This is a genomic window from Lentzea sp. DG1S-22 (genome assembly GCF_036321065.1).
In the GTDB taxonomy this organism is placed as follows: domain Bacteria; phylum Actinomycetota; class Actinomycetes; order Mycobacteriales; family Pseudonocardiaceae; genus Lentzea; species Lentzea jiangxiensis.
Map to the genome: position 1 here is coordinate 4,141,866 of NZ_CP143276.1, position 12,288 is coordinate 4,154,153.

General features: G+C 70.4%; 15 protein-coding genes. 6 read left to right on the forward strand and 9 right to left on the reverse strand.

Annotated features, from left to right (window positions below; translation table 11 throughout):
* Positions 1-11: 11 nt before the first annotated feature.
* The gene (gene mptB / locus V1227_RS18465) at positions 12-1,460 is read left to right on the forward strand and encodes a polyprenol phosphomannose-dependent alpha 1,6 mannosyltransferase MptB (RefSeq protein ID WP_329793812.1); all 1,449 of its coding nucleotides are present in this window, start codon (positions 12-14) and stop codon (positions 1,458-1,460) included.
* 100 nt (positions 1,461-1,560) lie between these two features.
* Here the strand turns inward: mptB and V1227_RS18470 are convergent, their stop codons facing one another.
* Both V1227_RS18470 and V1227_RS18475 read right to left on the reverse strand, forming a co-directional pair.
* Entirely contained in the window at positions 1,561-1,746 is a 186-nt protein-coding gene (locus tag V1227_RS18470) for a hypothetical protein (protein ID WP_329793813.1), read from the reverse strand.
* Positions 1,747-1,815: 69 nt separating this feature from the next.
* Positions 1,816-2,181, reverse strand: coding sequence for an Rv2175c family DNA-binding protein (locus tag V1227_RS18475; protein ID WP_236223445.1), 366 nt, complete (start codon positions 2,179-2,181; stop codon positions 1,816-1,818).
* Between the two features lie 101 nt (positions 2,182-2,282).
* Between V1227_RS18475 and pknB the strand changes: the two genes are divergently transcribed.
* Positions 2,283-4,280 carry a Stk1 family PASTA domain-containing Ser/Thr kinase gene (gene pknB / locus V1227_RS18480; protein WP_442916540.1) on the forward strand — a complete coding sequence of 666 codons (1,998 nt, stop codon included), beginning with the start codon at positions 2,283-2,285 and terminating at the stop codon, positions 4,278-4,280.
* Between the two features lie 72 nt (positions 4,281-4,352).
* On the opposite strand, the gene V1227_RS18485 is transcribed toward pknB, so the two are convergent.
* Positions 4,353-5,741 carry a class II 3-deoxy-7-phosphoheptulonate synthase gene (locus V1227_RS18485; protein WP_329793815.1) on the reverse strand — a complete coding sequence of 463 codons (1,389 nt, stop codon included), beginning with the start codon at positions 5,739-5,741 and terminating at the stop codon, positions 4,353-4,355.
* Between the two features lie 184 nt (positions 5,742-5,925).
* Here V1227_RS18485 and V1227_RS18490 point away from each other — a divergent pair, with 184 nt between their 5' ends.
* Complete coding sequence (locus V1227_RS18490; protein ID WP_329793816.1) at positions 5,926-6,933, forward strand: DUF2891 domain-containing protein; 1,008 nt, start codon at positions 5,926-5,928, stop codon at positions 6,931-6,933.
* Positions 6,934-7,052: 119 nt separating this feature from the next.
* Here V1227_RS18490 and V1227_RS18495 read toward each other — a convergent pair whose 3' ends face one another.
* The 3 genes from V1227_RS18495 to V1227_RS18505 form a co-directional block, all read right to left on the reverse strand.
* Positions 7,053-8,081: a 6-phosphofructokinase gene (locus V1227_RS18495; protein WP_329794057.1), complete on the reverse strand. Its 1,029-nt coding sequence runs from the start codon at positions 8,079-8,081 to the stop codon at positions 7,053-7,055.
* 76 nt (positions 8,082-8,157) lie between these two features.
* Positions 8,158-8,670 (reverse strand): polyadenylate-specific 3'-exoribonuclease AS, encoded by a 513-nt coding sequence (locus V1227_RS18500; protein WP_236223448.1) that lies wholly within the window; start codon positions 8,668-8,670, stop codon positions 8,158-8,160.
* Between the two features lie 21 nt (positions 8,671-8,691).
* A complete protein-coding gene (locus V1227_RS18505) occupies positions 8,692-9,426 on the reverse strand; it encodes a lysophospholipid acyltransferase family protein (RefSeq protein ID WP_329793817.1) in 735 nt (244 codons plus the stop codon).
* A gap of 187 nt (positions 9,427-9,613) precedes the next feature.
* Between V1227_RS18505 and V1227_RS18510 the strand changes: the two genes are divergently transcribed.
* Both V1227_RS18510 and V1227_RS18515 read left to right on the forward strand, forming a co-directional pair.
* The gene (locus V1227_RS18510) at positions 9,614-10,099 is read left to right on the forward strand and encodes a hypothetical protein (protein ID WP_329793818.1); all 486 of its coding nucleotides are present in this window, start codon (positions 9,614-9,616) and stop codon (positions 10,097-10,099) included.
* Positions 10,100-10,165: 66 nt separating this feature from the next.
* Complete coding sequence (locus V1227_RS18515; RefSeq protein WP_329793819.1) at positions 10,166-10,291, forward strand: hypothetical protein; 126 nt, start codon at positions 10,166-10,168, stop codon at positions 10,289-10,291.
* Positions 10,292-10,351: 60 nt separating this feature from the next.
* Here V1227_RS18515 and V1227_RS18520 read toward each other — a convergent pair whose 3' ends face one another.
* Positions 10,352-10,567, reverse strand: coding sequence for a DUF2945 domain-containing protein (locus V1227_RS18520; protein ID WP_090105693.1), 216 nt, complete (start codon positions 10,565-10,567; stop codon positions 10,352-10,354).
* Positions 10,568-10,617: 50 nt separating this feature from the next.
* On the opposite strand from V1227_RS18520, the gene V1227_RS18525 reads away from it, so the two are divergent.
* Positions 10,618-10,950 (forward strand): DUF3140 domain-containing protein, encoded by a 333-nt coding sequence (locus tag V1227_RS18525; RefSeq protein WP_329793821.1) that lies wholly within the window; start codon positions 10,618-10,620, stop codon positions 10,948-10,950.
* Here the strand turns inward: V1227_RS18525 and V1227_RS18530 are convergent.
* Both V1227_RS18530 and V1227_RS18535 read right to left on the reverse strand, forming a co-directional pair.
* Entirely contained in the window at positions 10,947-11,909 is a 963-nt protein-coding gene (locus tag V1227_RS18530; protein ID WP_442916541.1) for an ROK family glucokinase, read from the reverse strand. The two genes, V1227_RS18525 and V1227_RS18530, sit on opposite strands and share 4 nt — an antisense overlap.
* Before the next feature lie 14 nt (positions 11,910-11,923).
* Positions 11,924-12,268, reverse strand: a complete 345-nt coding sequence (locus V1227_RS18535) for a hypothetical protein (protein WP_329793823.1) — start codon at positions 12,266-12,268, stop codon at positions 11,924-11,926.
* Between the last annotated feature and the right edge of the window lie 20 nt (positions 12,269-12,288).

The window sequence follows — 12,288 nt, forward strand, 5'->3', positions numbered from 1 at the left end:
TTCAACCAGCCGTGCGCGCGAACACCTACGCCATCCCCATCCGCACGACCATGCTCGGTCTGCTGGGCGTGGCGCTGATCGCGCTCGGGGGCATGGGGGCCGGCGCGATCCTCGAGCGCGACCCGCTGCTCGCCCAGGTCGGGCTGAGCTGGCTGCGCTACGGCCACGGCCGCGACCTCGCGAGCATGGTCCTGTACCTGGGGCTGGGGCTCGTCATCTGGGCGTGGATCCGGCTCGGCCGCCTCGTGCGGTGGGGTGAGATCGGCGACTTCGCCGTGCTGGTCGCGGTGACGGTCTGGACGTTGCCGCTGCTGTTCGCGCCGCCGTTGTTCAGCAAGGACATCTACAGCTACCTCGCGCAGGGGCAACTGGCGCTGAGCGGCTACGACCCCTACACGGTCGGGCCCGCGGTGCTGCAGAGCACGCTGAGCGAGAACGTCAGCTGGGTGTGGCAGCACACGCCCGCGCCGTACGGGCCGTTGTTCATCTTGATCGCCAAGGCGATCGTGTGGATCACGGACGCGAGCGTCATCCTCGGCGTCGTCGCCATGCGCTTCTCGCTCGCCGGCGGCCTGGTGCTGCTGTGCTGGGCGCTGCCGGGCCTGAGCAGGCACCTGGGCGGGAAGTCGGCGATCGCGCTGTGGCTGGTCGCCGCCAACCCGCTGGTACTGATCCACCTGATCGGCGGCGCGCACAACGACCTGCTGATGATCGGCCTCATGGCCGCCGGCGTGCTGCTGGTGCTCGACCGCAGGCACGTGCTCGGCTTCGTGCTGCTCGCCCTCGCGTTCTCGGTGAAGGCGACGGCGGTCGTGGTCGTGCCGTTCCTCGTCTGGATCTGGGCGGCTCGGCTCGACGGCGACAAGCGGACCCAGTTCCGCAAGGCCCTGGTCCCCGGTCTGATCGCGTTCCTCGGGACGTTCGCCGTGTGCACGGTGGTCGCGGGCGTGACGCTCGGCTGGATCCCGGCGCTGCGCAGCTCGTCGATGATCATCAACTGGCTGTCGGTGCCGAGCGCGGTCGGCGACTTCGTGCGGATGGTCGTCAACTGGTTCGTCTACGTCGACGGCGGCATCTTCCTCGGCGTCGCGCGGGGCATCGGTTCCCTGGTGCTGGTCTGGATCGCGTACACGCAGTGGTGGGCGGCCCGTGACGGCGAGGTGCGCGACGCGATCCGCCGCGGCGCGCTCACGATGCTGGCCGTCGCGCTGCTGTCGCCCGCGACGCTGCCCTGGTACTTCAGCTGGCCGCTGGCGCTGGCCGCCGGGTTCGCGTGGACCACGGGCGCGCTGGTCGCGGTGACGGTCGCGTCGCTGTTCCTGCTGCTGGTGACGTTCCCGAACGGCGACACGGCGCTGTACTCGTGGGGCTACCTGTTCTTCGCGCTGGTGGTGTCGGGCCTCGCGGCGCGGTCGCTGGTGAAGCCGGACCCGTTCGGCCTGTCCACCCGCTACGAATGAGCCCCGTGGACGTCCTCGGGCTCGTCGGCTGCGAGGTGCCGTGGCGGCGGCAGGCGCTGCTCGCGCGCGCCCTGCCCGTGACGACGAGATGAACCCCGCTTTAGACCACGACCACTGCGACGACGTTCGACGTCGCGGAGGCGTCGATGGTGAACGTCGCGTTCGGCCGGTAGGTGAGGCCGAGCGTCAGCCGCCGCTCGCCCCGGGTACCGAGCTCGCCCTTGACCTGGGGCTGGTTGCCCTTCCCGACCTCGGCACCACCGGCGTCGAGAGTTTCGGTGATCAAGTGCGCAGGCTCACGGGTTCCGGGCGTCTCGCGCTCGGCAAGACGCCCGGAACCGCTGCAACGGGTGAACTAGAAGCCCATGGCCTGAGCGCGGCGCTTTACCTCACGCCCACGGTCTCCGCGCAATGCTTCGATCGGAGTGCCGGGGAGGCTGTCGTCCTCCGTGAACAGCCAGCGCAGGATCTCCTCCGTGGAGAAGTTCTGGTCGCGCAGCACCGTGATGGTGCCGGGCAGACCCTTCACCACGGTTCCGGCGGCGAGGAAAGCCTCGGGAACGACGAGAACGCCGTTCCGCCGCTCGGCGAGCAGTTGCCCGTCGCGCAGCATTTGGTGGACCCGGGTGACCGGAAGTCCCATTCGGTCGGCCACCTCGGGGAGGCCGAGGACCTCCAGGTCGGCAGCCAGTACATCCGCAGCGGCAGGAATCGCACTCACGGGGGTCACGATGCCATAACCGAACTGGGAACGCCCTTCCGCCAACCGGGTCATCCTGAGCTTTACCATCTCGCACTGTGGAGAGGTCGGTTTCGAACGTGATGGGTGGACTGCTGGAGCAGCGCTACCGGGTGGACTCCGTGCTCGCACGGGGTGGCATGTCCACCGTCTATCGAGGTCGTGACACCCGCCTCGATCGCGATGTCGCCATCAAGGTGATGGATCCTCACCTGACCGCCGACCCCGCTTTCGTGGCGCGCTTCGTGCGCGAGGCGCGTGCCGCGGCCCAGCTGCATCACCCGGCCGTGGTGTCCGTGCACGACCAGGGCGTCGACGGTGACCAGGTGTACCTGGTGATGGAGCTGATCGACGGCGGCAACCTCCGCGACCTGCTCAACCAGCGCGGCAAGCTCGCTCCGGCGGTGGCGCTGAGCGTCCTCGGGCCGGTGCTGTCGGCGTTGGGCGCCGCGCACCGCGCAGGGCTCGTGCACCGGGACGTGAAGCCGGAAAACGTGCTGATCGGGCCCGGTGGCCAGGTGAAGGTGGCGGACTTCGGACTGGCCCGCGCGATCGCCGGGAACGGCGTCACGAGCGACAGCGAGATCCTGGGCACCGTCGCCTATCTTTCACCTGAACAGGTGGAGACGGGCGCCGCGGACGCGCGCAGTGACGTCTACTCGGCCGGCATCGTGCTCTACGAGATGCTGGCGGGCCAGTCGCCCTACCGCGGCGACACGGCCATCTCCGTCGCCTACCAGCACGTGAACTCCGACGTCCCCTCCGTGCCGGACGTCCCGCTGGCCCTCGACACGCTCGTGCGCAAGGCGACGCGGCGCGACGCGGCGCTGCGCCCGGCGAACGCCGACGCGTTCCTGGCCGAGCTGGAGCGCGTGGGCGCGGACCTCGGTCTCACGCCGCAGCCGGTGCCCGTGCCCGGCACGGCGCCGGAGACCGACAGGACCGTCGTCATGCGGCCCGTTCCCGTCGCGGTCGGCGCCACGCCTCCGTCCGTGGCCGCCGAGGCGACGAGGCCCGCGGTGCCGAAACCGGCGGCGCACGCGGCGATGACCACGGTCAGCACCGGTCCGCCGACTCCGCCTCCCGGTGTGGCCGCGACGCGCACGATGCAGCGGCCCGAACCGCCGCGGCGCCGTCCTCCGCAGAAGAAGAAGCCCAAGGTCGACCCGGTCGAGGAGGAGCGCAAGCGCCGCAAGAAGCTCTTCACCATCTGGGGCGCCGTGGCTGGCGTGCTGGTGCTGCTCATCGGCGTGTTCTTCTACTACGTCTCGGCCGGCCGCTACACGACGATGCCCGCGGTGACGGGCCTGACCGAGCAGAACGCGGTGTCGCTGATCCAGCAGGCGGACCTCACGGCGCAGGTCGAGAAGGTGCCGTCCAACGACGTCCCGCCCGGCACGGTCATCAGCTCCGACCCCGGCCCGAACACCGAGCTGCGCAAGAGCCAGGCCGTCAAGCTCGTCGTGTCGCGCGGCAAGCCCGTGGTGCCGTTCATCACCGCCGGCGCCGAGGTGGAGGCCGCGACCAAGGAGATCCAGGCGGCGGGCCTGAAGGCCGTCAAGGACCCAGCGAAGGACGCGTTCCACGACACGGTGCCGATCGGCAAGGTCGTCGGCCTCGACCCGCGTCCCGGAACGGCGCTCAACCTCGACAGCCCGGTGACGCTCGTGCTGAGCAAGGGTCCGTCGCCGCGCACCCCGGTGCCGAACGTGACGGGCAAGACGAAGAACGAGGCTTTCGCGGAGCTGCAGCGCGCCGGCCTGGAGCCGGTGGAAGCGGGCGGTGACGACGCCGCCGAGAACGACCAGTCGCGCGTGGTGCGGACCGACCCGGCCGCGGGCACGGTGCTGGAGGGGACGGGCAACAAGCGCGTCACCGTGTTCTTCCAGAACAACCGCGAGGTCGAGGTGCCCGAGGTGACGCGGCTCAAGGTCCGCGAGGCCAAGGAGCAGCTCGAACGGGCCGGTCTGCGCGTGAAGGTCGAGTTCAACAAGAGCAACAACGCGACCGTCGTGAACCAGTCGATCCCGCCGCGCACGCGGGTGAAGCGAGGAACCGAGATCAAGATCGTCGGCCTCTGACCAGGCCAAAGCGAGGGGCCCCGCGTTCTCGACGCGGGGCCCCTCGTTCTTCAGCCGGTCTTCGGCACCCCGTCAGGAGCGCAGCATCTCGGCGACGAGGAACGCGAGCTCGAGCGACTGCTGGGTGTTCAGGCGCGGGTCGCAGGCCGTCTCGTAGCGGCCGGCGAGGTCGGCGTCGGAGATCTCCTGGGCGCCGCCGAGGCACTCGGTGACGTCCTCACCGGTGAGTTCGATGTGGATGCCGCCGGGATGCGTGCCGAGGCGGCGGTGCACCTCGAAGAAGCCCTGGACCTCGTCGACGATGCGGTCGAAGTGCCGGGTCTTGTAGCCGGTGGACGACTCGTGGGTGTTGCCGTGCATCGGGTCGCACTGCCAGATGACCTTGTGGCCGCTGGCCTCGACCTTCTCCACGATGGCGGGCAGCACGTCGCGCACCTTCTGGTTGCCCATGCGCGAGATGAGCGTCAGACGGCCCGGTTCGTTGCGGGGGTCGAGGCGCTCGACGTACTCGACGGCCATCTCCGGCGACGTCGACGGCCCGATCTTCAGACCGATCGGGTTCGCCAGCATCTCGGCGAAGGCGATGTGCGCGCCGTCGAGCTGGCGGGTGCGCTCACCGATCCACACGAAGTGCGCCGACAGGTCGTAGAGGCGGGGCTCGTCGCCGGTGGTGTCCAGGCGCAGCAGCGCGCGCTCGTAGTCCAGCAGCAGCGCCTCGTGCGAGGCGAAGATCTCCGTGCCGTGCAGCGACTGGTCGGTGACGCCGCACGCCGACATGAACTTCAGGCCGCGGTCGATCTCGCCGGCCAGGGCCTCGTAGCGCTCGCCCGCGGGCGAGGTGCGCACGAAGTCGCGGTTCCAGTCGTGCACCCGGTGCAGGTCCGCCAGACCCGCGCCGGTCAGCGCCCGCAGCAGGTTCATGGCCGCACCCGCGTTGGCGTAGGCGCGGATCATGCGACCCGGGTCCGGAACACGGGCCTCGGGCGTCGCGACCAGGGAGTTGATGATGTCGCCGCGGTAGGACGGCAGCCCCAGCGCGTCGATGTTCGACGAACGCGGCTTGGCGTACTGGCCGGCGATGCGGCCGACCTTCACCACGGGCAGGCTCGCGCCGTAGGTCAGCACCACGGCCATCTGCAGCAGGGTCCGGATGTTCGCGCGGATGTGCGGCTCGGTGTTGTCGGCGAACGTCTCCGCGCAGTCACCGCCCTGCAGCAGAAACGCCTCACCGTTCGCGACCTGCGCCAGTTGCGTGTGCAGCCGGTCGATCTCGGCGGGCACGGTGATCGGCGGCACGCTCTCGAGCACGGTCCGCACACGACGCACCTGTTCGGCGTCAGGCCATTCGGGCTGCTGAGCAGCCGGACGCGACAGGGCGTCGTCCAGGCGCTTGCGCATCTCGGGAGGCAGCGGCGGAAGCTCGGGAAGCGTGTCGATGGGCACGTCCACGGTCCAGTTCACGCTGCTCATCCTAGTTGTCCCACACTGAGAGACCCTGCCGGGCCCGTCAGCTCCGCGAGGGATCCTCCGCCATCGGCCAGGTGCCGGTCAGGCCCAGGTCAACTCCCCCGCGGGCAGGGCAGTCTGTTACTGGTCAACTATCCGCCTCTGCCCTGCCGAGACGCCGCCCTGCATGATGTGGGCCATGGACGCCACCCGGTTGGATGACGGCACCGCGACCCGGCTGCTGGGCATCGCGATCGACAACCTCCAGCGAGACCACCCGGTGCACTGGACGCACGTGATCGACGGTGACCACCGGCTCGTGCCGCAACGCGAGCTGCACCCCGTGTTCGCCGGGTCCTTCGACTGGCACTCGTGCGTGCACCAGACGTGGCTCGCCGTGCGCCTGCTGCGGCTGCGCCCCTCTCTCGCGGGCGCCGACGCGGCCCGCGACGCCCTGGACAAGCTGATCACCCCGGACAACTGCGCCGTCGAGGCCGCCTTCTTCGCCTCGCCGGCGGGACGGCACTGGGAGCGGCCGTACGGCTGGGCGTGGCTGCTCGTGCTCGACGCCGAACTGCGCACCTCCGGCCTGCCGTGGTCGGTGGCGCCGATCGGGGACGTGCTGCGCGACCGCTACCTGGAGTGGGTCTCGGGCGCGCGGCTGCCGATCCGCACCGGCACGCACGGCAACACCGCGTTCGCGACCGGGCTGGTCCACGACGCGGCACAGGCCCGCGGCGACTCCGAACTGGCCTCGGCCTGCGTCGACGCGGCACTGAGGTGGCACGGGTCGGAAACCGCGTACGGGGGTTTCGAGCCGGACGCCGCCGACTTCCTCTCCCCCGCGCTGACGACCGCCGACCTGATGCGCCGGGCTCTGAGCGCCGACGACTTCGCCGACTGGTTCGACGCGTACCTGCCGGACCTCTCGTCGCAGCGGTGGCAGGCGCTGCGCGAGCCGTTCCCGGTCGACGACCCCAGCGACCCCTACGGCTCTCACCTGGCGGGGCTCGCGTTGTCGCGCGCCTGGTGCTGGGAGGCGATCGCCGACTCGCTGCCGTCCGGGCACCGGTACGCCCCGCTGGCCCGGTCGGCCTCCGCCGCGCACCGGGAAGTCGGGTGGAGCTACGTGTTCGGCGGGCACGGCTACATGGCCGACCACTGGCTCGGGACGTTCGGGGCGTACCTCGATGTGAAAGCCTTCTGAACTGCTCGAATGCGCTCTAATGCAAAAGACGTTTGCGGTCGTCCGCAAACGTCTTTTGCACAAGCGATGTATCGCATATCGGATATTGCGGGATCAGGCCTGGACGTCAGGCCCGGTCGTCAGGCTCCGAAGAAGACCTCGGCCTCTTCGTAGCGCTCGGTCGGGACCGTCTTCAGCTCGGCCGTCGCCTCCGACAGCTTCACGCGGACGATGTCGGTGCCGCGCAGCGCGACCATGGTGCCGAAGTCACCCGCGGCGACGGCGTCGACGGCGTGCAGGCCGAAGCGGGTCGCGAGGACGCGGTCGTAGGCGGTCGGCGTGCCACCGCGCTGGATGTGGCCGAGGATCGCGGCGCGCGACTCCTTGCCGGTGCGGTCCGCGATCTCCTCCGCGAGCCACTGGCCGACGCCACCGAGGCGGACGTGGCCGAACGCGTCGCGCTCACCGGAGTGCAGCACCTCGGCGCCGCCCTCGGGGATCGCGCCCTCGGCGACGACGATGATCGGGGCGAACTCGCTCTCGAAGCGGCGCTCGACGTGCTCGACGACCTTGTCGACGCTGAACGGGCGTTCCGGGACGAGGATGACGTTCGCGCCACCGGCGAGACCGGAGTGCAGCGCGATCCAGCCCGCGTGACGGCCCATGACCTCGACGACGAGAGCGCGGTGGTGCGACTCGGCGGTGGTGCGCAGGCGGTCGATGGCCTCGGTCGCGATGTGGACGGCCGTGTCGAAGCCGAACGTGTAGTCCGTGGCGCCGAGGTCGTTGTCGATCGTCTTCGGCACGCCGACGACGCCGATGCCGTCGTCGGTCAGGCGCTTGGCGACACCGAGGGTGTCCTCGCCGCCGATCGCGATGATGGCGTCGATGTTGTTCTCCGCGATGGTCTCGCGGATGCGGTCGACACCGCCCTCGACCTTGTAGGGGTTCGTGCGCGACGAGCCCAGGATCGTGCCACCGCGGGTCAGGATCTCCTCGACGTCCGCGAGGTCGATCGACTTGGTGAGGTTCTCGATCGGACCCTGCCACCCGTTGCGGAACCCGACGATCTCCCAGCCGTGTGCCTTGATGCCCTTGCGGACCACGGCCCGGATCACGGCGTTCAGACCGGGGCAGTCACCACCGCCAGTGAGCACACCGATGCGCATCTGCTTCCCCATCTCTCGTGTTCTGTGTCACGCAGACTTTCACGAGCTGTATCGGTGCAGCAACGGGGGGTCTCACTTACCGGACGGGAAAGCCGATTTTCCTGCGGTGTTCCTCGATCACCTTCCACCGCGCGAGGTTGTGCCGGGCGTCGGCGAGGGCGTCGTGGGCGTCGGCGGGCGGGGCCGGCAGCTTGGGGCGGCCGACGTCGTCCCAGCGCTGCCGAAGGTCGCGCGTGAACCGGGGCAGGGCGCGCGGCAACGCCGGCATGGCACCCCACAGCTGCGCCAGCGCCACGTGGTCGTAGGCGGCGAACCAGGCCCACAGCTCGATCTCGTCGCGCGCGGCGTCGCGGGCACCGAGGAAGTCGAGCAGGTCCTCGCGGATGCGCTCGCGGCTGCGCCACGCCCTGTCCGCGGGCGAGGGCAGCTGGTTGAGGACGTTCTGCCGCACCCAAGGCCCCGCGCGATCGGGGTCGAACTCAGTGGACACGGCGTAGAACTCGCGGCCTTCCTCGTCGACCACACCGATGGACACGAGGTCGATGGTCAGCCCGTCCTCGATGAACTCACAGTCGTAGAAAAACCGCACCGCGACACCCTAGGGGTGTGCTCAACTCGCCTTCTTCTCGGGCACCCGGTCGGTCTTGCCGCCCTGTTCCGGCACGTCGGCGGCCTGCTCCTTGGCCTTGGCCGCGTAGACGTCGACGTACTCCTGGCCGGAGAGCTCCATCAGGGCGTACATGATCTCGTCGGTGATCGACCGCAGCACGAACCTGTCGCCGGACAGGCCCTCGTAGCGGGAGAAGTCGAGCGGCTTGCCGATCTTGATCCGGATCGGGTACGGCTTCCACATCTTCGAGCCGATGGGGTTCGCCTTGTCCGTGCCGAACATCGCCACCGGGATGACCGGCGCACCGGACTCCAGGGCGATCCACGCGACGCCGACCTTGCCCTTGTACAGGCGCGCGTCGGGCGAACGGGTGCCCTCGGGGTAGATGCCGAGCAGCTTGCCCTCGCGCACGATCCGCACGCCGGTGTCGAGCGCTCCCTGCGCGGCGGACGCGCTGGACCGGTCGATCGGCACCTGGCCGACGCCGGAGAAGAACCACTTCTGCAGCTTGCCCTTGAACCCCGTGCCGGTGAAGTACTCGATCTTGGCGGGGAAGGTGACCCGCCGCGACAGCATCAGCGGCAGGAAGAAGGAGTCGGAGACGGCGAGGTGGTTGCTCGCCAGGATCGCGCCGCCCTCCTTGGGGATGTTCTCGGCGCCCTCGATGATCTTGGGCTGGAAGAACAGCCGCAAGATCGGTCCCAGGAGGACGTGCTTCATGATCCAGTACAGCACAGCGGGAAGCGCCTCCCTAGACACCGAACCTTGATCCCGGCGACCAGCCTACGGAGCCGACCGCACCTCACACAACGAATCCGGGGGCCGGGAGTCACCGTCGGCCGGACGACGTGACTGAGCCGACTGCCGCACCCCGCAACACAACCTGCCCGTGCAACGATGAGGGGTCAGAGGGTTGCGGCACGTGGAGAGGCTCTGGATGAACGCCCGGCGCGACTCGACCGACGGCCCGGAGAACGTCGACGAGCTCTTTGCCGAGATCGTCGCGGGTCTCGAGCGGGACGGGGTCGGCAAGAACTGGCTGGACCTCGACGAGGCGAGCCCCGAGGACTCCAGGCAGGGCGGGCCCGAGACCCGTGACGACGAGGCCGGCGACATCCCCGCCGACGTCGATGACGAGCCCGAATCCCGCGATCCGGCCGACGACGACCACTACGTCCCGCCGGAGCCGCCGCCGTTCCCCGTGCTGCGCGCCTCGACCTTCGCGGCGCTCGGCCTGTTCGTGCTCGGCATCCTCCTGCTCGTCGCGCCCGGCATCTTCGGGCTGCAGTCGAGCATCGGCACGCCGCTGTCGCTGGTGGCGCTCTGCTCGGGTGTCGGCTGGCTCATCCTGCGCATGCGCAACACGCCGCCGCCGGACTCCGGGTGGGACGACGGCGCCCAGGTGTGACGCGTCACGACCCGACCGGTAACGACGTGATAACGGCCACTCAAACCTTCAGATAACGATTCGGTCATGCCTACCGTGTCGGGCATGGACCAGATGCAGCACCTCATGATGGCCCGCGCCATGGCGACCCTCGGCAAGAAGGACGTGGCCAAGCGCCGCCGTCCGCGCATCCTGCGCCTGCTCGGCCGCTAGCGACCCCTCGCACGAGTGTTCGCGGTGGGCGAACAACCCCGGCACGTTCGCCGCGAACACTCAGTTCTTCTTCCGCAACGCCTCCGGCTTGTGCACCGCGTCCCTGCCGCTCTTCGCGCTCTCCACGCGGTACTGGGGCTCCTCCTCCGAGGCCTTCACCTTGCGCCCAGCGGCCTGCTTCTCGGTCGTGATCTCCTCCTTGACCTCGCCGTGCGTCGTCGAGCCGTGGCTCGACCACTCGACCTCGTCACCGGGCTTCAAAGGGTGCTTCGTCATGATCGCGGGGTACCCCACTCGGACGAACCCATTCGAGCGGGAGGACCACCGTGGACGACGAGGAGCGGGAGCAGACCCGGAAGGACTTCGCCGACGCGGTCAACATGACCGCCTCGAAGCTGGAGAAGTGGCTCGGCACCGACGAGTCGCAGCAGGTCGGGGACAAGTCCTCCGGCGAGTCGACCGGGCACGCGTCGGGCCGCCGCATCGTCGACCTGCTGAAGACGAAGCGCGACGACCTGACCGACAGCGACTACCAGCACATGCGCAAGGTCGTCGGGTATGTGCACCGGCACCTCGCCCAGCGGCCGGACGGCGACGTGAAGGAGAGCCGCTGGCGCTACTCGCTCATGAACTGGGGCCACGACCCCGTCGGGAGCTAGTGGCGCGAGTGGTTCCCGGCCGCCCGCGCCCTGACGGCCATCTCGCGGGCGAGCGTCGCCGCGCCCACGATGCCGGCGTCGTCGCCGAGCTGCGCGGTGCGGATCCGCGCCAGCGGGCGGTGGCCCGCCCCGGTCACCACGGATGCATACCGCTCGCGGGCGTCGTCGAGGAACAGCGGCGCCGACGTCGACACCCCTCCCCCGATCACGATGACCTCGGGGTCGTAGACGTCGGCGACGAGCGCGAGGCCCTCGCCGAGCCACTTGGCGAGCTCGGCCATCGCCCGCTTGGCGAGCGGGTCGCCGTCCCTGGCCGCCCCGGCCACCCGTCGGCCGGTCACGGCGCGGGAGTCACCGGCGGCCTCGCGGGCCAGCACGGTGGAGACGCCGGGGTGCTTGGCCAGCAGCTCGACGGCGGTGGCGCTCAGGGCCGTCCCGCTGCAGTAGCGCTCCCAGCAGCCGTTCTTGCCGCACGGGCAGGGGCGGCCGTCCGGGACCACCCGCAGGTGGCCCAGCTCGGGGGCGACGCCGTGCGCGCCGCGGAACAGCTCGCCGTCGAGCAGGAGCGCGGCGCCGATGCCGGTGCCGATGGCCACCAGCACGGCTGTGCGAGCGCCTCGGGCCGCACCGAAGCGGTGTTCGGCGAACGCCGCCGCGTTCGCGTCGTGCTCGAGCACCACGGGCATGCCGAGCCGGTCGCTCATGCGCTCCGCGACGTCGACCTGACGCCACGCCAGGTGCGGCGCGAAGCGGACCGTGCGGCGGTCCGAGGCGATGAAGCCCGCCACGGCGAGGCCGACGGCGTCCACCGGGTGCCGGGCCGCGACCTCCTCCACGGCGGCGGCGATCGCGTCTTCGAGGGCGCGCTCGTCCGCGGGCGTCGGTGCGCGCGAGGTGTCCAGCACCGAGCCGCGCGGGTCCACGACGCCGGCGCGCACGCTGGTGCCCCCGATGTCCACTCCGACCGTGAGCACTAGTGGGTCTTCCTGACGACCTTGATGTGCTGCACGCGCTGCCCGGCCTCGGGAGCCGGCTCGTCCGCCGCGTGCTCGGGCGGGGCGCCGGGCTCGCGCAGGGCGGCGCGCAGCACCGCGACCAGGCCCGCCGCGTGCTCGGCGGCCTTCGCGGCCAGTTCGGAGCGGTCGCCGCGCAGCAGCGCCACGCCGTTGCACAACGGGCACCAGCCGCACGTCTCGGGCGTGTGCGAGCCGTCGCCCGCCTCGGCGACGCGCTGCAGCCACGGCTGCATCCGCTCGGCGGCCGTGTCGACGAGCAGCCGCAGCTCCTCGGCGAGCTTGCCGGTGTTGTCCTGGGTCATCTACGAGCTCCTGATCAGCG